Here is a 19,866-nt window from a genome sequence, read left to right as displayed (position 1 = left end):
ATGAGCGAAAATCAAACGTACGACTCCTCCAGCATCAAGGTGCTGAAAGGTTTGGATGCCGTACGCAAGCGTCCCGGCATGTACATTGGCGACACCGATGATGGTAGCGGCCTGCACCACATGGTCTTCGAGGTGGTCGACAACTCCATCGACGAAGCCCTCGCCGGCCACTGCGATGACATCACTGTCATTATCCATCCGGACGAATCCATCAGTGTGCGCGACAACGGTCGCGGCATTCCGGTCGACGTGCATAAAGAAGAAGGCGTTTCCGCAGCCGAGGTCATCATGACCGTGCTGCACGCCGGCGGTAAGTTCGACGACAACTCCTACAAGGTATCCGGCGGCCTGCACGGCGTAGGTGTTTCGGTCGTGAACGCCCTGTCCGAGAAGCTGGTGCTGACCGTTCGGCGTAGCGGCAAAATCTGGGAACAGACTTACGTTCACGGTGTTCCTCAAGCGCCTATGGCGGTTGTCGGTGACAGTGAAACCACCGGTACCCACATCCACTTCAAACCTTCGGCTGAAACCTTCAAGAACATTCACTTCAGCTGGGACATCCTGGCCAAGCGTATTCGCGAGTTGTCGTTCCTCAACTCGGGCGTTGGCATTCTGCTGAAGGATGAGCGCAGCGGTAAGGAAGAGTTCTTCAAGTACGAAGGCGGCCTGCGCGCATTCGTCGAGTACCTGAACACCAACAAGACGCCGGTCAACTCCCAGGTGTTCCACTTCAACGTCCAGCGTGACGATGGCGTGGGTGTTGAAGTTGCTCTGCAATGGAACGACAGCTTCAACGAAAACCTGCTGTGCTTCACCAACAACATTCCGCAGCGTGACGGCGGTACTCACCTGGTGGGCTTCCGCTCCTCGCTGACCCGTAGCCTGAACAGCTACATCGAGCAGGAAGGCCTGGCCAAGAAGAACAAGGTGGCAACCACTGGCGATGATGCCCGTGAAGGCCTGACCGCGATCATCTCGGTGAAGGTGCCGGACCCCAAGTTCAGCTCGCAGACCAAAGACAAACTGGTCTCCTCGGAGGTGAAAACCGCCGTGGAACAGGAGATGAACAAGTACTTCGCCGACTTCCTGCTGGAGAATCCGAACGAGGCGAAGGCTGTCGTTGGCAAGATGATCGACGCTGCCCGTGCCCGTGAAGCCGCACGTAAAGCCCGTGAGATGACTCGCCGCAAAGGTGCGCTCGATATCGCCGGCCTGCCAGGTAAACTGGCGGACTGCCAGGAGAAGGACCCTGCCCTTTCCGAACTGTACCTGGTGGAGGGTGACTCCGCCGGTGGTTCGGCCAAGCAAGGCCGTAACCGTCGTACCCAGGCAATCTTGCCGCTGAAGGGTAAAATCCTCAACGTTGAGAAAGCACGTTTCGACAAGATGATCTCGTCCCAGGAAGTGGGCACGCTGATCACCGCGCTGGGCTGTGGTATCGGCCGCGAAGAGTACAACATCGACAAGCTGCGTTATCACAACATCATCATCATGACCGATGCTGACGTTGACGGTTCGCACATCCGTACCCTGCTGCTGACCTTCTTCTTCCGTCAGCTGCCGGAGCTGGTCGAGCGCGGCTACATCTATATTGCCCAGCCACCGCTGTACAAGGTGAAGAAAGGCAAGCAGGAGCAGTACATCAAGGACGACGAGGCCATGGAAGAGTACATGACCCAGTCGGCCCTGGAAGATGCCAGCCTGCACTTGGACGAGTCGGCGCCGGCGGTTTCCGGTGTGCAGCTGGAAAGCCTGGTGAATGAGTTCCGCAGCGTGATGAAAACCCTCAAGCGCCTGTCGCGCTTGTATCCGGAAGACATCACCGAGCACTTCATCTACCTGCCGGAAGTGACTGTGGAGCAGTTGGGTGACCACGCTGTGATGCAAGCCTGGCTGGTCAAGTTCCAAGAGCGCCTGAGCAACAGCCAGAAGTCCGGCCTGGTTTACAAAGCCAGCCTGCGCGAAGATAAAGAGCGCAACGTATGGTTGCCAGAAGTGGAAGTTACCTCCCACGGCCTGGCTAGCTATGTCACCTTCAACCGGGACTTCTTCGGCAGCAATGACTACCGTACCGTAGTCAACGTTGGTGCCAAGCTGTCCAGCTTGTTGGGCGAAGGTGCTTACGTTCAGCGCGGTGAGCGCCGTAAGGCAATCGTCGAGTTCAAGGAAGGCCTGGACTGGCTAATGAACGAAACCACCAAGCGCCACACCATCCAGCGCTACAAAGGGCTGGGTGAGATGAACCCTGAGCAGCTGTGGGAAACCACCATGGACCCGACCGTGCGCCGCATGCTCAAGGTCACCATCGAGGATGCGATCGCAGCCGACCAGATCTTCAACACCCTGATGGGTGATGCGGTCGAGCCGCGCCGTGACTTCATCGAAAGCAACGCGCTGTCGGTATCGAACCTGGACTTCTGATCAGGTGTGATCCGCCATGCACTAAAAAGCCCGCTGATGCGGGCTTTTTAGTGCCTGAAAATCAGTAACCGCTGAGAATGTTAACGATCACACCACTGGCAATAGCCACCAGCACGTAGTCGCCATTCACATACAACCAACGATGGTCACGTGGTGGCGCATACAAGTGGCGTGCTTTCCAGTCAGTCACCCAGTAGCGGTCGCCACGGTAGTGTGGGTCAACCACATGCCCTCGTTGCCACTGCTGGTGAGGCACAGGCATGCCCTGCTGCGGGCGGAAGTTCGGGTTGCGGTACTCAGGTGCACGGCCGTTGTCATGGCGGCCTTGCTGCTTTGGCTGGCCATGCGGCGGGTTGCCTTGGTGCGATGGGCCATCATCATGCCGGTCGGGTGGGCCCGGTTGTGCGAAGCTGGCCAACGGTGCGCTGAGCATGAGCGCGGCGCAGATCACGGTTAGGGTTTTCTTCATTTGAGAGGGGCCTCTGCCTGTTAACGCCTGGCGTTCACTGACTGCCAGATTCGGATAACTGATCAGACCACGATTTTTGCCCTTTTATGTCAGGGCGCAGGTAAAGGTCCGGTAAAGTCTGACGCACGCTTAGTTCAGCCCGAGCGACTTCAAGCGGCGATACAGCGTGCGCTCACTCATGCCAAGCTGACTGGCCAGCTCACTGCGTGAGCCCTTGAACTGCTCCAGCGCCTGCGCCAGTTCACCCAGGTCAGTGCGACGGCCGCGTCCCTTGACCACCTCCGTAGGCCCGATATCTTCCGGCAAATGCTCTGGCCGAATCAGCCCGTCATCGGCAAACAAACGGGCGCGCTCCAGAATGTTACGCAACTCGCGGATGTTGCCCGGAAATGGATGTAACCTAAGCTGCTGCAAGGCATCCTCACTCAGGCTGGGCGTAGGCTTGCCAGCCATTCGCTGTAACAGGCTTTGCGCGAGCAGCGGCAGATCTTCTACACGTTCGCGCAGCGCAGGCAGGCGAATGGGGAAACCGCTGATGCGGTAATACAGGTCTTCACGGAAGGTGCCCTGCGCAACCATTTGCTTGAGCGGTTTGTGTGTGGCCGAAACCAGGCGGAAGTCCGAGTGCACCGTGCGCAGGCTGCCCACCGGGCGGAAGCTGCCGGACTCGATAAGGCGTAACAGTTTCACCTGCATCGCTAACGGTACTTCGCCAATTTCATCGAGGAACAGGGTACCGCCATGCGCGGCCTCAGCCAGGCCGATCTTGCGCTGATTGGCGCCGGTGAATGCGCCCTTCTCATAGCCGAACAACTCACTCTCGAACAACGACTCGGTCAAGCCGGTGCAATCGACGACCACCAATGGGCCGTTGGCCCTGGGGCTGCCCATGTGCAGCGCGCGCGCGAACAGCTCTTTACCGGTACCTGACTCACCCTGCAATAAAACCGGGATCTGCGCCGGGGCTGCGCGCTGCAGGCTGGACAAGGCAACCTTGAATGAGGGGGCCCGGCCGACCAGGCCTTGTTCTTGGGGCTGAGCCGATGCGAGGGCGATGGTAGTCAGGCGCTCAACAAAGGCCACCACCCTTCCCTGCTCATCCAGGATCGGGCGCAGTTCGACATCGACATGCTCAGGGCCACGTGGCGTGTGATGAATGTGCAATACCCGCTCCGGCACCTTGCTGTCCCAGGCTTTGCGCATCGGGCAATGCTCGCCGGCCTGGTCGCAGGGCACGGCGTAGTGATGCGAGACCTTGTGGCATTTTTCGCCCAGCGGGGCTTGCTCGTGGTGGCCGAACTGGCGGCGATAGGCGGCGTTGGCGGCCAGGATGTTGTAGTCGGTGTCCAGCACAATGGTCGGCAGGGCATCGTGCTCAAGGTAGGAAACCAGCGCTAGGATGAGGGGATGGGTTTGAGGCATGACGGCACCGTATGGAGTACCGGCGCAGGGTAACAAGGACTGCCAAACACTGCCATTGGCTGTCAGTCGACTGTCAAAAGGGGTGTCAGTATTGCTGTCAGTTATCGGCACCTGGCCGATTTCATTGGTCCATACGCAGTAAAAAGCCTGGCATGCATCTTGATAAACCTCCTGTCACTGCCTACGCCTGTAAAAGGTGCGGTGGATAATCTGGAGAACGTGATGATCATCGGCAACAACCTTCACGTGGAAGCCTTCTTCGACAAGGCGACCTCAACCATTAGTTACCTGGTCATGGATGGCGAAACGCGCAAGTGTGCATTGATCGACAGCGTCCTCGACTATGATCCCAAATCAGGGCGTACCTGCACCGTCTCGGCGGACCAGTTGATCGACCGGGTGAAGGCGCTGGGCGCTGACGTTCAGTGGGTGCTGGAAACCCATGTGCATGCCGACCACCTCTCGGCGGCTGCCTACCTGAAGCAAAAGCTGGGCGGCCACACCGCTATCGGTGCTCACATCACTCAGGTGCAGAAAGTATTCGGTGCGTTATTCAACGCTGAGCCCGGCTTTGCCCGGGATGGCAGCCAGTTCGATGTACTGTTCGTAGACGAGGAAGGTTTCCGCATTGGCAACCTGCATGCCCGTGCCCTGCACACTCCGGGGCACACGCCCGCGTGCATGAGCTTCATGATCGAAGACGCTGGCGAAATTGCGGTGTTTGTCGGCGATACCCTGTTCATGCCCGACTACGGTACTGCCCGCTGTGACTTTCCGGGTGCCGATGCCCGCACCCTGTACCGCTCGATCCGTCGATTGCTGGCTTTCCCCGACCAGACACGGCTGTTCATGTGTCACGACTACCTACCGGGTGGCCGCGACATGCAGTACGTCACTACCGTGGCTGAGCAGCGCGCCAGCAACATCCACATTCATCAGGGCATCGACGAAGACAGTTTTGTCGCCATGCGTGAAGCGCGCGACAAGACCCTCGATATGCCGGTGCTGATCCTGCCTTCGGTGCAGGTGAACATGCGCAGCGGCCAGTTCCCCACGCCGGAAGAGAATGGCGTGAGCTACCTGAAGATTCCGCTGAACAAGCTGTAACTGCCCTACCCCATAATCAGATTTCCAGGATTTACCGCCATGCCTGCCTTGTTGTCCCCTGCCAATACCGACCATCACAAGGTGGTCATCGTCGGTGCCGGTGCCGCCGGTATCGCTACCGCTTCCAGCCTTATCAGCCGTGACCCGTCGCTGGACGTTGCCTTGATCGACCCCGCCGAAGTGCATTACTACCAACCCGGCTGGACCATGGTCGGTGCCGGTGTGTTCAAGGCACCGAGCACTGCCCGCACCATGGCCTCGACCATTCCGCGCGGGGTACGCTGGGTCAAGGCGCGGGTGCAGGCTTTCGATCCGTTGGGCCAGTTGGTCGTCCTCGAGGACGGTCGCGCCATCAGCTATGAGCAGCTGGTAGTCTGCCCCGGCCTTACACTGGACTGGGCGGCCATTGACGGGCTCAGCGAAACCCTGGGCCGCAACGGTGTCACCTCCAACTACCGCTACGACCTGGCGCCCTATACCTGGGAGCTGGTGCAGAAGCTCAAGCGAGGCCGTGCCATCTTCAGCCAGCCGCCCATGCCGATCAAATGTGCGGGCGCGCCGCAGAAGGCGTTGTACTTGTCTTGCGACCACTGGTTACGCCACGGCCATCTGGGGGCGGTGAAAGCCAGTTTCTTCAATGCTGGTGCTGTGTTGTTCGGTGTGGCGGACTATGTGCCCGCGCTGATGAAGTACATAGACAAATACGCCGTGGACCTCCATTTCTCCCACCGACTGGTGGCCGTGGATGGCCCGAACAAGCGCGCCACCTTCGTGTGCACCCTGCCCGACGGCAGCAGCGAAACGCACATCGAGGCCTTTGACATGCTCCATGTGGTCCCTCCCCAGGTGGCGCCGGCCTTCATTCGTGAAAGCCCGTTGGCCGATAACGCTGGCTGGGTCGATGTCGACCCGCATACCCTGCGCCACCGCAAGTACATCAACATCCATGCCCTGGGTGATGTGGCCAACACCAGCAATGCCAAGACTGCTGCGGCTGCCCGTAAGCAAGCGCCGGTCGTGGCCAACAACGTGTTGGTGGCATTGGGCAGGTTGCCTACCCTCGCCCAGTACGACGGCTATGGCTCGTGCCCGCTGACTGTAGAGCGCGGCAAAATCGTCCTGGCCGAGTTTACCTATGGCGGCAAGCTGGCGCCGAGCTTCCCCAGCTGGTTGCTGGATGGCCGCAAACCAACGCGCCTGGCCTGGTTGCTGAAGGCGCAAGCGCTGCCACCGTTGTACTGGCAAGGCATGCTGAAGGGCCGCGAGTGGCTGGCTCGGCCGCAGCCGTTGGGTGCAGAGGGTGGGAAGTGATCGAACATCAATTGTTGGGGGCGGGCCTGGGCGCGATCATCGGCGCGGTCCTGGCATTGACCGGCGCAGGCGGAGGCATTCTCGCAGTGCCTTTGTTGGTGTTCGGGCTGGGGCTGTCGATGGTCGAGGCCGCTCCGGTTGGCCTGCTGGCCGTAGGTCTGGCTGCAGCGGTTGGCGCGGTGCTGGGCTTACGACAGGGGCTGGTGCGTTATCGTGCGGCGCTGTTCATTGCGATGGTGGGTGTGGTTGCCGCGCCGTTCGGGCTGATGCTGGCGCACCGCTTGCCGAATACACCCTTGCAGTTGGTGTTCGCGGGTGTGTTGGTGTACGCCTGCCTGCGTATCTGGCGCAAGGCTGCCAAGGAGCTGCGCGGTGAGGCCAATGACGCCCATCGCTATATCGAACCCTGTGTGTTGAACCCGTTGCAGGGCCGCTTGCGCTGGACCCTTCCCTGTGCGCGTGCCCTGGCATTCACCGGGGCGTTGTCCGGGTTACTGTCCGGCCTGTTGGGTGTGGGTGGAGGGTTCGTCATCATCCCTGCGCTGAACCGCTATACCAACTTACGCATGGCCAGCATCGTTTCCACTTCGCTGGCAGTAATCGCCCTGGTATCCACCGGCAGTGTGGTCAGCGCCAGCCTGGCGGGGGTCATGCATTGGCAGGTAGGCGCCCCATTCGCCGCCGGCGCGGTGCTGGGTTTGCTGCTGGCACGGCCATTGACGGCCAGGCTGGCCGGGCCGCGTTTGCAGCAGATGTTTGCAGTGGCTGGTTGGGTGGCGGCCTTGCTGCTGGCCGGTAAGGCACTACTGGGCTAGCAATTCGTGCTGTTCTGCCGCACATAGCGCCAGCAGGTAGTCCCACACCACCCGCAGGCGCACCGATTTGTGCAGCTCGCGGCGGGTGCAGATCCAGTAGCTGCGCTGGATGGTCTCGCCAGGCAGCACGCGCAGCAGCGTCGGGTCGTGGCGAGCCATGTAGTTGGGCAATACGGCGATGCCCAGGCCGGCACGGGCAGCGGCCTGTTGGGCGATGACGCTGGTGCTGCGAAACACCACGTTCGGGGCTCGGCAGAAACTGTTGAGAAACAGCAGCTCCTGGCTGAACAGCAGGTCGTCGACGTAGCCGATCCAGTTGTGCCGGGCCAGGTCTTCGCGGTTGCGCAGTGGTGGTGCGCGGTCAAGATAGTCTTCGCTGGCGTACAGCGCCAAGCGATAGTCGGTGAGCTTGCGGGTGATCAGCAGATCGGCATTGGGTCGTTCCAGGTGGATGCTGATTTCTGCTTCGCGATTGAGGATGCTGACGAAACGCGGTACGGCGACCAGCTCCACTTCCAGGCCGGGGTAGCGCTCGAACAGCGCATTCATGCGCGGGGTGAAGAACATGATGCCGATGCCTTCGGTCACCCCCAGGCGAATCTTGCCCAACGGCGTGATGGCCTGGGTGATTTCTTCCTGCGCCAACAGCGCGACGTTTTCCATGGCTTCGGCGTGTTTGAGCAAGGCCTGGCCCGAGGGGGTCAGCTCGTAGCCTTGGGCATGCTGCACGAACAGCGCGGTGCCCAGGCTTTGCTCGATGCTCTCGATGTGCCGAGCCACGGTGCTGTGGGTGGTGTTGAGGCGCTTGGCGGCAGTGAGTAAGCGGCCGCTGCGCTGCAACTCGAGGAAAAACCGCAGATCGTTCCAGTCGAACATGCTTGTCCCTATGCATCCAGACGGCGAGAACCTTTGCAGGCGCACGCCGTTGCAGTGATGATCGCTGTGCTAAAACGCACAGCGGCTGCGCGAAATCTCGTGTTTCCTCCGCGAAATTACTCACTAAGATGGATCGGGACAAGAATAAAAAAACAGGCCCGAGGTTGCACATGCCATCAGCCGATTCTGTCTTCGACTACGTGGTCGTAGGGGCCGGTCCCGCCGGTTGCCTGCTGGCCAATCGTTTGTCCGCCGACCCTTCCTGCCGCGTTCTGCTGCTGGAAGCGGGTGGTCGCGACAATTATCCCTGGATTCACATTCCCGTCGGCTATCTCTATTGCATCGGCAACCCGCGCACCGACTGGTGCTTCAAGACCGAGGCCCAGCCTGGCCTTGGCGGTCGCGCCCTGGGCTACCCGCGTGGCAAGGTTCTCGGTGGTTGTTCTTCGATCAACGGCATGATCTACATGCGTGGCCAGGCCGCTGACTATGACCGCTGGGCCGAGCAAGGCAATGACGGCTGGGCCTGGAAGGATGTGCTGCCGCTGTTCAAGGCCAGCGAAAACCACTTTGCCGGCGCCAGCGAGCACCATGGCGGTGGAGGTGAGTGGCGGGTCGAACGCCAGCGCTACAGCTGGCCGATCCTCGATGCCTTCCGTGATGCTGCCGAGCAAAGTGGCATCGGTAAAGTCGACGACTTCAACACCGGCGACAACCAAGGCTGTGGATACTTTCAGGTCAACCAGCGCAGCGGCGTGCGCTGGAACGCCTCCAAAGCCTTCCTGCGACCGATCAGGGACCGCGCCAACCTTACCGTGCTGACGGGCGTACAGGCTGACCAGGTACTGCTCAACAATACCCGGGCGCGCGCCGTGAAAGCGTTTTGGCGAGGCGCCTGGCACGAGTTTGCGGCGCGTCGCGAGATCATCCTGTGTGCTGGCGCCGTCGGTTCACCTGGCATTTTGCAGCGCTCAGGCATCGGCCCGCGTCAGCTGCTGGAAGGCCTGGGTATCGGTGTACGCCACGATATGCCGGGGGTGGGCGGCAACCTTCAGGACCACCTGCAACTGCGTCTGATCTACCAGATCCGCAACACCCGCACCTTGAACCAGATGGCCAACAGCCTGTGGGGCAAGATGGGTATGGGCCTGCGCTACCTCTATGACCGCAGTGGCCCGCTGGCCATGGCGCCGAGTCAACTGGGTGCATTTGTACGTTCAAGCCCGGATCAGGCCACTGCCAACCTGCAGTACCATGTGCAACCGCTGTCACTGGAGCGCTTCGGTGAGCCGTTGCATCAGTTTCCGGCTTTCACCGCTTCGGTGTGCAACCTGCGCCCGGCCAGCCGCGGGCGTATCGACATCCGCAGCACCGACATGAACAGCACGCCGCTGATCGACCCCAATTACCTCAGCGACCCACAGGACCTGCGCGTCGCTGCCGATGCCATTCGCCTTACCCGGCGTATCGTCCAGGCCCCTGCCCTCGCGGCGTTCGAGCCTAAGGAATACCTGCCGGGCCCGGGCCTGCAAACCGAGGAAGAACTGTTCGAGGCCGCTGGCAAAATCGGCACCACCATCTTCCACCCGGTCGGTACCTGCCGCATGGGCTCCGGCGCACTGGATGTTGTGGATAACCAGCTGCGCGTACACGGCATTCCCGGCCTGCGCGTAGCGGATGCTTCCATCATGCCGCAGATCACTTCCGGCAATACCTGCTCACCCACCCTCATGATCGCCGAAAAGGCGGCGCAACTGATTCTCAAAGGAGCTGCGACCCAAACCTATCTGAATGAAGACGCGTTACCGACGCCCTGACCGGGTGCGTGCAGTACCGGCGGCTTGCGGTCAGAGGCTGCCGACAGTGGAACAACAAGAATAATCACTGTGGCCTGCGGGCCGAGGACAGCAACGATGTCGGATTACATCCAAGAGCAGGGTGCGGCGGCCAGCAGCTCCAGCCGCCGTGAAGAACGCAAGATCATTTTCGCGTCATCCCTCGGGACGGTTTTCGAGTGGTATGACTTTTTTCTCTATGGCGCGTTGGCAGCGGTCATCAGCAAGCAGTTCTTCGCTGGGGTGAACGACACCACCGCCTTTATCTTCGCCCTCATGGCCTTTGCTGCTGGCTTCCTGGTGCGGCCCTTCGGTGCGCTGGTGTTCGGCCGCCTGGGCGACATGATCGGGCGCAAGTACACCTTCCTGGTCACCATTGTGCTGATGGGGCTGTCCACCTTTGCGGTAGGCTTGCTGCCCACTTATGCCAGCATCGGCATCGCCGCACCTATCATCCTCGTGATCCTGCGCATGCTGCAGGGGCTGGCGCTGGGCGGTGAGTATGGTGGTGCTGCCACCTATGTGGCTGAGCATGCGCCACCTGGTAAACGTGGCTTCCACACCGGTTTCATCCAGTCCACCGCCACCCTTGGGCTGCTGCTTTCGCTTCTGGTGGTACTGGGCAGCCGCTACATCAGCGGCGACCAGTTCGAAACCTGGGGCTGGCGCCTGCCGTTCCTGCTGTCGATCGTGCTGCTGGCCATCTCGACCTGGATTCGTATGAGCATGCACGAATCGCCGGCGTTCGTGAAAATGAAGGCCCAGGGCAAGGTCAGCAAATCGCCGATCCGTGAGTCGTTCACCTCCTGGCCAAACCTGAAGGTGGTACTTACCGCCCTGTTCAGCATCAACGCCGGGCAAGCCGTGACCTTCTACACGGCACAGTTCTATGTGCTGTTCTTCATGACCCAGATGTTGAAGATGGACCCGGCCCAGGCCAACACCCTGCTGATCATCAGTGTGGTGATTGGTGCGCCGTTCTTCGTGTTCTTCGGCTGGTTGTCCGACCGTATCGGCCGCAAGCCGATCCTGATGCTCGGCCTGTTGCTGGCCACCGTGCTGTACTTCCCGCTGTTCAAGGCGCTGAGCCACTACGCCAACCCGCAGATTGATGCTGCCAGCCGTCAGGCGCCGATCGTGGTAACCGCCGACCCGCAAGGCTGCACCTTCCAGTTCGACCCGGTGGGCAAGGCGCGTTTCGACAGCCCGTGCGACAAGGTCAAGACGTTCCTGGTCAAGCAGGGCTTGCCGTACAAATCGGTGAGCGTGGCGGGCAGTGATGTAGTGGTGAATATTGGCGACAAGGCCATCAATGGCTTCGACGAAACCGCCATGCGCGCGGCAATCGAGCAGGCGGGCTACCCAGCCAAGGCCGACCCTGCGCAGGTCAACCAGGTGATGGTGGTGGTGCTGATCGTGGCGATGATTCTGATCGCGACCATGACCTACGGCCCCTTGGCGGCGGTAATGGTCGAACTGTTCCCGACCCGTATCCGCTACACCTCGATGTCACTGCCCTACCACATTGGCAACGGCTGGTTCGGCGGCTTCCTACCGACGGTTTCGTTCGCGCTGGTGGTGTACACCGGGGATATCTTCTACGGGTTGTGGTACCCGATTCTGGTGACCGGGGTGAGCCTGGTGGTGGGGATCTTCTGCCTCAAAGAAACCAAGGATGTGGATATCGACAAGGTCTGATGCTGTCCACAGGGCATAAAAAAACCGGCTGTAAAAGCCGGTTTTTTTATGCCCCGAAAAAACTTATGCACGATTTTAAGAAAAATGTCATACGTAGAAATAAACAGATAATTCAATTACTTAGAGATCACTTTAAGCATTTTATCGAAAAACTGCTCACAAGTTATCCACAGAAAATCAAGCTGTCTGTTCCTGGGGTTTTTCCTCTGCTGGCGGCAGCGAACCCATGGCCCGCTGAGTCGCCTCGTTCCACGCTGCGGCGCGGTCGTTGAGCTCTGCAATGGCACGTGGCCCGCTGCCATTGGCGTACATGGGTTCGCCAATGACCACCTCGATGGTGCCAGAGCGTTTGCCCCAACCCGTCTTTGGCCAGAACTTGCCCGCGTTGTGGGCAATCGGCAGTACCGGCAGCCCGGCATTTACCGCCAGAGCGGTACCGCCACGGGAAAACTTGCCCACAGTGCCGAAGGGCACGCGGGTGCCTTCCGGGAAAATCAGCACCCAGGTCTTCTGCTTGAGCAGTTCGTCACCCTTGCTCGCCACCTGGCGCAGGGCTTCCTTGGGGTTGTCGCGGTTGATCGCGATCGGTCGCAGCATGGCCATGGCCCAGCCGAAGAACGGCACATACAGCAGCTCGCGCTTGAGCACTTGGCTCAACGGCGAGAAGTACTGGGACAGGAAAAAGGTTTCCCAAGTGCTCTGGTGGTTCGACAGGATCACGCAAGGCTCATTGGGCACGTTCTCGGCGCCGGTGATCTTGTAGTCGATGCCGAGGATGGTGCGCACCAGGAACAGCGCGCAGCGGCACCAATATACGTTGATGAACTTGTAGCGCTTGGGGAACGACAGGAACGGCGCGACGAAAAAGCTCAGCGAGCACCACAGCAGCGAACTGGTGCCCAGCAGCAGGTAAAAAAGAAAGATTCTGATCGCCTGCAGGATCGACATAGTGGCTTGTACCATTGCGGGCATGCCCGCCTGAGAAAAGTGCGCCCGAAGGCGCACTGATTAAATTAGTTCTCTGGCGATAGCTGCCAGATCGTCGAAAATCAGTGTAGTTTCAGGGACACCTTTTTCCAGGGTCCGCTCGCCCTTGCCGGTTTTCACCAACACGGGTTGTGCACCGACGGCCAGGGCGGCCTCCAGGTCACCTTTGCTGTCGCCAACAAACCAGATGCCCTCAAGGCCGACCTGATAATGCTCGGCGATGGCCCGCAGCATGCCAGGCTTGGGCTTGCGGCAATCGCAGCCCTCGTCCGGCCCGTGCGGGCAATACACGATATGGCCCACTTCGCCGCCCTGCTCGGCCACCAGCGCGCGCAGGCGCGCGTGCATCGCTTCGAGGGTTGCCAGTGTGTAATAGCCACGGGCAATACCGGACTGGTTGGTGGCCACTGCCACCGTCCAGCCCGCCTTGCTCAACTGCGCGATCGCTTCGACCGAACCTGGGATCGGTACCCACTCTTCCAGCGTCTTGATATAGGCGTCGGAGTCATGGTTGATCACCCCGTCACGGTCGAGAATCAGCAGTTTCAAGGCTTACCCCAGCAGCGAAATGTCGGCCACACCCAGGAACAGACCGCGCAGGCGGCTGAGCAGGGCATAACGGTTGGCGCGTACCTTGGCGTCTTCGGCGTTGACCATCACCGCCTCGAAGAAGGCGTCGACCGGGTCACGCAGGGCCGCCAGGCGGGCCAGCGATTCGCTGTACTGGCGTGCAGCAGCCATCGGTTGCACGGCCTGGTCGGCCTGCTGAATGGCCGAGTACAGGGAGAACTCGTTGGCATTGTCGAAGTACTTCGGCTCGACCTGTTCGGCGATGGCGCCTTCGGCCTTGCTCAGCAGGTTCGACACACGCTTGTTCACCGCAGCCAGGGCTTCGGCTTCCGGCAGCTTGCGGAAGGCCTGCACGGCCTGTACGCGCTGGTCGAAGTCCAGGGCAGAACCAGGCTGCAGGGCACGCACCGACAGGTAGGTGGCCACATCGATACCTTCGTCTTCGTAACGTGCACGCAGGCGGTCGAAGATGAATTCCAGCACCTGCTCCGACAGGCCGGCAGCCTTGACCTTGGCACCGAACTGCTTGACCGCGAACTCGACCGCACCGGTCAGGTTCAGGTCCAGCTGCTTCTCGATCAGGATACGCAGCACACCCAAGGCAGCACGGCGCAGGGCGTACGGGTCTTTGCTGCCGGTTGGCAGCATGCCGATACCGAAGATACCCACCAGGGTATCGAGCTTGTCGGCGATGGCCACGGCAGCCCCGGTAAGGGTCTGCGGCAGCTCGGCGCCAGCCCCGCGCGGCATGTACTGCTCGTTCAGGGCCAGGGCCACATCTTCCGGCTCACCGTCGTTGAGCGCGTAGTAGTAACCGGCAACACCCTGCATTTCAGGGAACTCGCCAACCATCTCGGTGGCCAGGTCGCACTTGGACAGCAGGCCGGCACGGCCAGCACGCTGGGCGTCGCCGCCGATCAGCGGGGCGATGAAGGCAGCCAGTTTGGAAACGCGCTCGGCCTTGTCGTACACAGTGCCCAGCTGGGCCTGGAACACCACGTTCTTCAGGCGCTCGTTGAAGGTTTCCAGCGGCTGCTTCTTGTCTTGCTTGAAGAAGAACTCGGCGTCGGTCAAGCGTGGGCGCACGACCTTCTCGTTGCCTTGCACGATCTGCTTCGGGTCGCGGCTTTCAACGTTGGCCACGGTGATGAAGCGCGGCAGCAGCTTGCCTTCGCTGTCCAGCAGGCAGAAGTACTTCTGGTTGTCCTGCATGGTGGTGATCAGGGCTTCCTGCGGCACTTCGAGGAAGCGCTCCTCGAACGAGCACACCAGCGGCACTGGCCACTCGACCAAGGCAGTCACTTCGTCCAGCAGCGCCGGTGGCACGATGGCAGTGCCTTCCTGCTGCATGGCCAGCTCGGCGGTACGCTTGCTGATCAGCTCGCGACGCTCGGCGAAGTCGGCCAGCACGTAGGCTTTGCGCAGGTCTTCGACGTAGTTGGCCGGGGTGGTGATGACCACGTTCTCCGGGTGGTGGAAGCGGTGACCACGGGATTCACGGCCGGCCTTCTGCGACAGGATGGTGCAGTCGACCACCTGGTCGCCCAGCAGCATTACCAGCCATTGGGTCGGGCGCACGAACTCTTCACGGCTGGCCGCCCAGCGCATGCGCTTGGGAATGGGCAGGTCGTTGAGCGAATCTTCGACGATGGTCGGCAGCAGGCCGGCAGTGGCCTTGCCTGGTATGTGCTGGGAGAAGCGCAGCTTGGGGCCGCTCTGGTCGATTTCGGCCAGCTCCACGCCACACTTCTTGGCGAAGCCCAGGGCAGCCTGGGTCGGCTCGCCGTCTTTGAAAGCAGCCTGCAGGGGTGGGCCGTCGATATTGATGCTGCGGTCAGGCTGCTGCACGTCCAGTTGGCGAATCAGCACGGCCAGGCGACGCGGTGCGGCATAAACCTGCTTGCCGGTGTAGTTCAGGCCAGCAGCTTGCAGGCCCTTCTCGATACCGGCCAGGAAGGCTTCGCCGAGGCTGGCGAGGGCTTTCGGTGGCAGCTCTTCGGTGCCCAGTTCTACCAGGAAATCTTGAGCACTCATTGTGCAGCCTCCAGCTTAGCCAACACTTCGTCACGCAGTTCAGGGGTGGCCATCGGGAAGCCCAGGCGTGCGCGGGCTTGCAGATAGCTTTGCGCCACGTCCCGGGCCAGGGTACGTACACGCAGGATGTAACGCTGGCGCTCGGTTACCGAGATGGCGCGGCGGGCGTCCAGCAGGTTGAAGGTGTGCGAGGCCTTCAGGACCATTTCGTAGGTCGGCAGCGGCAGCTCCAGCTTGATCAGGCGGTTGGCTTCGCTTTCGTAGAAGTCGAACAGTTCGAACAGCTTGTCGACGTTGGCGTGTTCGAAGTTGTAGGTCGACTGCTCCACTTCGTTCTGGTGGAACACGTCGCCATAGGTGACCTTTCCGAACGGGCCATCGGCCCACACCAGGTCGTACACCGAGTCGACGCCCTGGATGTACATGGCCAGGCGCTCCAGGCCATAGGTGATTTCACCGGTGACCGGGTAGCACTCGATGCCGCCTACCTGCTGGAAGTAGGTGAACTGGGTGACTTCCATGCCATTCAGCCAGATTTCCCAGCCCAGGCCCCAGGCGCCGAGGGTTGGCGATTCCCAGTTGTCTTCGACGAAGCGGATGTCGTGCACCAGCGGGTCCAGGCCGATGGCTTTCAGCGAGCCGAGGTACAGCTCCTGGAAGTTGGCCGGGTTTGGCTTGAGCACCACCTGGAACTGGTAGTAGTGCTGCAGGCGGTTGGGGTTCTCGCCATACCGCCCGTCGGCAGGGCGACGGCTGGGCTGCACGTAGGCGGCGTTCCAGGTTTCTGGACCCACGGCGCGCAGGAATGTTGCGGTGTGGAAAGTGCCGGCGCCTACTTCCATATCGTAGGGCTGAAGCACCACACAACCTTGAGCTGCCCAGTAGTTTTGCAGGGCGAGGATCAGGTCTTGGAAGGTACGCACGGCTGGCGTAGGCTGGCTCACGAAATTCACCTGTATCTGGGGATGCGGATGTAAAGAGCGGGAGTATAACCTGATTCGCCTCGCCCTCTACTCATTGGAGCCTTAATGCCACGCTGCTTTTGGTGTACCGACGATCCGTTGTACCAGGCCTACCATGACCAGGAATGGGGAACGCCACAGCGCGACCCGGCGTTGCTCTTCGAGATGCTTTTGCTTGAAGGGTTCCAGGCGGGGCTTTCGTGGATCACTGTTTTGCGCAAACGCGAGCGTTATCGCGAGGTGATGTACGGCTTCGACCCTGTGCAGTTGGCCGCCATGAGCGACGAACGCATCGAAGAACTGATGCAGGATGCCGGCATCATCCGCAACCGGCTCAAACTCAAGGCCGCCCGGCGCAACGCGCAGGCCTGGCTGGCTGTGGATAACCCTGCCGAGTGGTTATGGTCGTTCGTTGGCGGGGAGCCGAAGGTCAACCATTTCGCGGGCCGTAGCGATGTGCCGGCGGTCACCGATGAAGCCAAGGCCATGAGCAAGGCCCTGCAGAAAGCCGGCTTCACTTTCGTCGGCCCGACCATCTGCTACGCCTTCATGCAGGCCACCGGCATGGTCATGGACCACACCACCGATTGCGATCGCTACGCCGCCTTGTTGCGCTGAGGGGTTACAATGCGCGCCTTGCTGAAATAAGGAATTCGCCTGTGGAAAAGTTCAAGGGCGCCCTGATGGTCGGGGTGCTGCGCCTGTTTGCCAAGCTGCCCTGGGGCGCTGTACAGCGCGTCGGCGCGGGTATTGGCTGGCTGATGTGGAAGATCCCCAACAGTTCGCGCAACGTGGTGCGCATCAACCTGGCCAAGTGTTTCCCGGAGATGGACCCGGTTGCCCGTGAGCAACTGGTTGGCCAGGCACTACGGGATATTGGTAAGTCCTTTGTCGAAAGTGCCTGTGCCTGGATCTGGCCGCCACAGCGCTCGCTGGAGCTGGTCAAGGAAGTGCACGGCCTGGAAGTGCTGGAACAGGCCCTGGCTTCGGGCAAGGGTGTGGTGGGCATTACCAGCCACCTGGGTAACTGGGAAGTGCTGAACCACTTCTACTGCAACCAGTGCAAACCAATCATCTTTTACCGCCCACCCAAGCTCAAGGCGGTGGATGACCTGCTGCGCGAGCAGCGCGTGCAGATGGGCAACCGCGTGGCGCCTTCGACCAAGGAAGGCATTCTCAGCGTGATCAAGGAAGTGCGCCGGGGTGGCCAGGTGGGCATCCCTGCCGACCCGGAGCCGGCGGAATCGGCGGGCGTGTTCGTGCCGTTTCTCGGTACCCAGGCGCTGACCAGCAAGTTCGTGCCGAACATGCTGGCCGGTGGCAAGGCGGTAGGGGTGTTCCTGCATGCGCTGCGGCTGCCGGATGGCTCGGGCTTCAAGGTGTTCCTGGAGGCGGCGCCGGAGGCGATGTATAGCACTGACGTGACCGAGTCGGCGGCGGCGATGAGCAAGGTGGTCGAGCGCTATGTGCGCGAGTACCCGAGCCAGTACATGTGGAGCATGAAGCGCTTCAAGAAGCGCCCGGCGGGCGAGCCACGCTGGTATTAAGCCTTTCACCGTCCCCTGTAGGAGCGGGTTTACCCGCGAATGCGTCGCTAAATCCAACATCGCATTCGCGGGTGAACCCGCTCCTACAGGGACCGCGTCAACCCGATGCTTTGTTGAGCTTCTTGAGGAAAACGGTCATCTCTTTCTCGGCCTGCTTGTCCCCATGGGCAAGAGCTGCCTCGATCCCCTCCTCCCAGGCTTTGCGCGCCGCTGCCAGGTCACCCTGCAACTGATGCGCCTTGCCCAGCAGCTTCCAGGCTGCGGAGTACTTCGGATCCTGCTCAACACACCGAGCTAGGTGCTCCGCCGCTTCAGCGCCGTTGCCTTCATCCAGCCAGGCCTTGCCCAAGCCAAACCTCAGCAGCGGGTTATCCACACCCTTGGCCAGCATCTTCTCCAGCGATTCGCGCATGCCCTCTTCTCCTAGAAGAAACTCAAGCCGACGTGGAACAGCTTTTCCACATCCCGAATATGCTTTTTATCCACAACGAACAGGATCACATGGTCACCCGACTCGATCATGGTGTCGTCGTGGGCAATCATCACCTCTTCGTCACGAATGATCGCGCCAATGGTGGTGCCCGGCGGCAGGGCAATATCCTCGATCGCCTTGCCCACCACCTTGCTCGACTTCGAATCCCCGTGCGCCACCGCTTCGATGGCCTCGGCTGCGCCACGGCGCAGCGAGTGCACACTGACAATGTCGCCACGGCGCACGTGCGCGAGCAGGGTGCCGATGGTGGCCAGCTGCGGGCTGATGGCAATGTCGATATCGCCGCCCTGCACCAGGTCGACATAGGCCGGGTTGTTGATGATGGTCATCACTTTGCCCGCGCCCAGGCGCTTGGCCAGCAGCGACGACATGATGTTGGCTTCGTCGTCGTTGGTCAGGGCCAGGAAAATATCGGCGTCGGCGATGTTCTCTTCGAGCATCAGGTCCTTGTCCGACGCGCTGCCCTGCAGCACCACAGTGCTTTCCAGGGTATCGGAGAGGTGCCTGCAACGGGCCGGGCTCATCTCGATGATCTTCACCTGGTAGCGGCTTTCGATGGCCTCGGCCAAGCGTTCGCCGATCTGCCCGCCCCCGGCGATGACAATGCGCTTGTTGGTTTCGTCGATGCGGCGCAGCTCGCCCATCACGGCGCGAATGTCCTTCTTCGCGGCAATGAAGAACACTTCGTCGTCAGCTTCGATTACCGTGTCGCCCCGTGGGGTGATCGGCCGGTCGCGGCGGAAGATGGCCGCCACGCGGGTATCGACGTTGGGCATGTGCGCACGAATCTGGCGCAGTTGCTGGCCGACCAGCGGGCCACCGTAGTAAGCCTTTACCGCCACCAACTGGGCCTTGCCTTCGGCGAAATCGATCACCTGCAGCGAGCCTGGGTGTTCGATCAGGCGCTTGATGTAGTTGGTCACCACCTGCTCGGGGCTGATCAGCACGTCGACCGGGATATGGTCGTTGTCGAACAGCTCTTCGCGGGTGAGGTAGGCCGACTCGCGTACCCGGGCGATCTTGGTCGGGGTGTGGAACAGCGAATAGGCTACCTGGCAGGCGACCATGTTGGTTTCATCGCTGTTGGTCACCGCTACCAGCATGTCGGCGTCGTCAGCGCCTGCCTGGCGCAGCACCGTCGGCAGCGAGCCGCGGCCTTGCACGGTGCGGATGTCCAGGCGGTCGCCCAGGTCGCGCAGGCGGTCGCCATCGGTGTCGACCACGGTGATGTCGTTGGCTTCGCTGGCCAGGTGCTCTGCCAGCGTACCGCCTACCTGGCCTGCGCCGAGGATGATGATCTTCATCCGCTACTCCCTACC

General features: G+C 61.0%; 17 protein-coding genes. 8 read left to right on the top strand and 9 right to left on the bottom strand.

Features of this window, described 5'->3' with window-relative positions; all coding sequences use genetic code 11:
- On the top strand, nt 1-2,421 hold the full coding sequence (gene gyrB / locus PM2_RS20710) for a DNA topoisomerase (ATP-hydrolyzing) subunit B (RefSeq protein ID WP_016712779.1): 2,421 nt from the start codon (nt 1-3) through the stop codon (nt 2,419-2,421).
- A gap of 61 nt (nt 2,422-2,482) precedes the next feature.
- Here the strand turns inward: gyrB and PM2_RS20705 are convergent, their stop codons facing one another.
- Both PM2_RS20705 and PM2_RS20700 read right to left on the bottom strand, forming a co-directional pair.
- A complete protein-coding gene (locus tag PM2_RS20705; RefSeq protein WP_016712780.1) occupies nt 2,483-2,890 on the bottom strand; it encodes an RcnB family protein in 408 nt (135 codons plus the stop codon).
- A 129-nt stretch (nt 2,891-3,019) separates the two neighbouring features.
- The gene (locus PM2_RS20700) at nt 3,020-4,312 is read right to left on the bottom strand and encodes a sigma-54 interaction domain-containing protein (RefSeq protein ID WP_016712781.1); all 1,293 of its coding nucleotides are present in this window, start codon (nt 4,310-4,312) and stop codon (nt 3,020-3,022) included.
- A 222-nt stretch (nt 4,313-4,534) separates the two neighbouring features.
- Here PM2_RS20700 and PM2_RS20695 point away from each other — a divergent pair, with 222 nt between their 5' ends.
- The 3 genes from PM2_RS20695 to PM2_RS20685 are packed head-to-tail and all read left to right on the top strand — an operon-like array spanning nt 4,535 to nt 7,545.
- Entirely contained in the window at nt 4,535-5,419 is an 885-nt protein-coding gene (locus tag PM2_RS20695) for an MBL fold metallo-hydrolase (RefSeq protein ID WP_016712782.1), read from the top strand.
- A 39-nt stretch (nt 5,420-5,458) separates the two neighbouring features.
- On the top strand, nt 5,459-6,730 hold the full coding sequence (locus tag PM2_RS20690) for an NAD(P)/FAD-dependent oxidoreductase (protein ID WP_016712783.1): 1,272 nt from the start codon (nt 5,459-5,461) through the stop codon (nt 6,728-6,730).
- A complete protein-coding gene (locus PM2_RS20685) occupies nt 6,727-7,545 on the top strand; it encodes a sulfite exporter TauE/SafE family protein (protein ID WP_028699546.1) in 819 nt (272 codons plus the stop codon). The genes PM2_RS20690 and PM2_RS20685 overlap by 4 nt, the downstream gene beginning before the upstream one ends.
- Here the strand turns inward: PM2_RS20685 and PM2_RS20680 are convergent.
- Nucleotides 7,534-8,421, bottom strand: a complete 888-nt coding sequence (locus tag PM2_RS20680) for a LysR family transcriptional regulator (RefSeq protein ID WP_016712785.1) — start codon at nt 8,419-8,421, stop codon at nt 7,534-7,536. The genes PM2_RS20685 and PM2_RS20680 overlap by 12 nt on opposite strands.
- Nucleotides 8,422-8,591: 170 nt before the next feature.
- Here PM2_RS20680 and PM2_RS20675 point away from each other — a divergent pair, with 170 nt between their 5' ends.
- Nucleotides 8,592-10,238: a GMC family oxidoreductase gene (locus tag PM2_RS20675; protein ID WP_028699545.1), complete on the top strand. Its 1,647-nt coding sequence runs from the start codon at nt 8,592-8,594 to the stop codon at nt 10,236-10,238.
- Between the two features lie 96 nt (nt 10,239-10,334).
- A complete protein-coding gene (locus PM2_RS20670; protein ID WP_028699544.1) occupies nt 10,335-11,954 on the top strand; it encodes an MFS transporter in 1,620 nt (539 codons plus the stop codon).
- Nucleotides 11,955-12,131: 177 nt separating this feature from the next.
- Here the strand turns inward: PM2_RS20670 and PM2_RS20665 are convergent, their stop codons facing one another.
- Genes PM2_RS20665 through glyQ form a run of 4 tightly spaced genes read right to left on the bottom strand, consistent with a single transcriptional unit; the run spans nt 12,132 to nt 16,489 of the window.
- Nucleotides 12,132-12,917, bottom strand: coding sequence for a lysophospholipid acyltransferase family protein (locus tag PM2_RS20665; protein ID WP_016712788.1), 786 nt, complete (start codon nt 12,915-12,917; stop codon nt 12,132-12,134).
- Nucleotides 12,918-12,962: 45 nt separating this feature from the next.
- The gene (gene gmhB / locus PM2_RS20660; RefSeq protein ID WP_016712789.1) at nt 12,963-13,490 is read right to left on the bottom strand and encodes a D-glycero-beta-D-manno-heptose 1,7-bisphosphate 7-phosphatase; all 528 of its coding nucleotides are present in this window, start codon (nt 13,488-13,490) and stop codon (nt 12,963-12,965) included.
- A gap of 3 nt (nt 13,491-13,493) precedes the next feature.
- Nucleotides 13,494-15,545, bottom strand: a complete 2,052-nt coding sequence (gene glyS, locus PM2_RS20655) for a glycine--tRNA ligase subunit beta (RefSeq protein ID WP_016712790.1) — start codon at nt 15,543-15,545, stop codon at nt 13,494-13,496.
- The gene (gene glyQ / locus PM2_RS20650) at nt 15,542-16,489 is read right to left on the bottom strand and encodes a glycine--tRNA ligase subunit alpha (protein ID WP_003253126.1); all 948 of its coding nucleotides are present in this window, start codon (nt 16,487-16,489) and stop codon (nt 15,542-15,544) included. The genes glyS and glyQ overlap by 4 nt, the downstream gene beginning before the upstream one ends.
- An 84-nt stretch (nt 16,490-16,573) precedes the next feature.
- Between glyQ and PM2_RS20645 the strand changes: the two genes are divergently transcribed.
- Nucleotides 16,574-17,125: a DNA-3-methyladenine glycosylase I gene (locus PM2_RS20645; protein ID WP_016712791.1), complete on the top strand. Its 552-nt coding sequence runs from the start codon at nt 16,574-16,576 to the stop codon at nt 17,123-17,125.
- A gap of 41 nt (nt 17,126-17,166) precedes the next feature.
- A complete protein-coding gene (locus tag PM2_RS20640; protein WP_016712792.1) occupies nt 17,167-18,054 on the top strand; it encodes a lysophospholipid acyltransferase in 888 nt (295 codons plus the stop codon).
- Nucleotides 18,055-18,151: 97 nt separating this feature from the next.
- Here PM2_RS20640 and PM2_RS20635 read toward each other — a convergent pair whose 3' ends face one another.
- Nucleotides 18,152-18,466: a tetratricopeptide repeat protein gene (locus tag PM2_RS20635; RefSeq protein WP_016712793.1), complete on the bottom strand. Its 315-nt coding sequence runs from the start codon at nt 18,464-18,466 to the stop codon at nt 18,152-18,154.
- 11 nt (nt 18,467-18,477) lie between these two features.
- The gene (trkA, locus tag PM2_RS20630) at nt 18,478-19,851 is read right to left on the bottom strand and encodes a Trk system potassium transporter TrkA (RefSeq protein ID WP_016712794.1); all 1,374 of its coding nucleotides are present in this window, start codon (nt 19,849-19,851) and stop codon (nt 18,478-18,480) included.
- Nucleotides 19,852-19,866 lie beyond the last annotated feature (15 nt).

It is taken from the genome of Pseudomonas monteilii NBRC 103158 = DSM 14164, assembly GCF_000730605.1.
Taxonomy (GTDB): domain Bacteria; phylum Pseudomonadota; class Gammaproteobacteria; order Pseudomonadales; family Pseudomonadaceae; genus Aquipseudomonas; species Aquipseudomonas monteilii.
The sequence above is the reverse complement of the archived record's forward strand: the minus strand, read 5'-3'. Positions and strand labels throughout refer to the sequence as shown.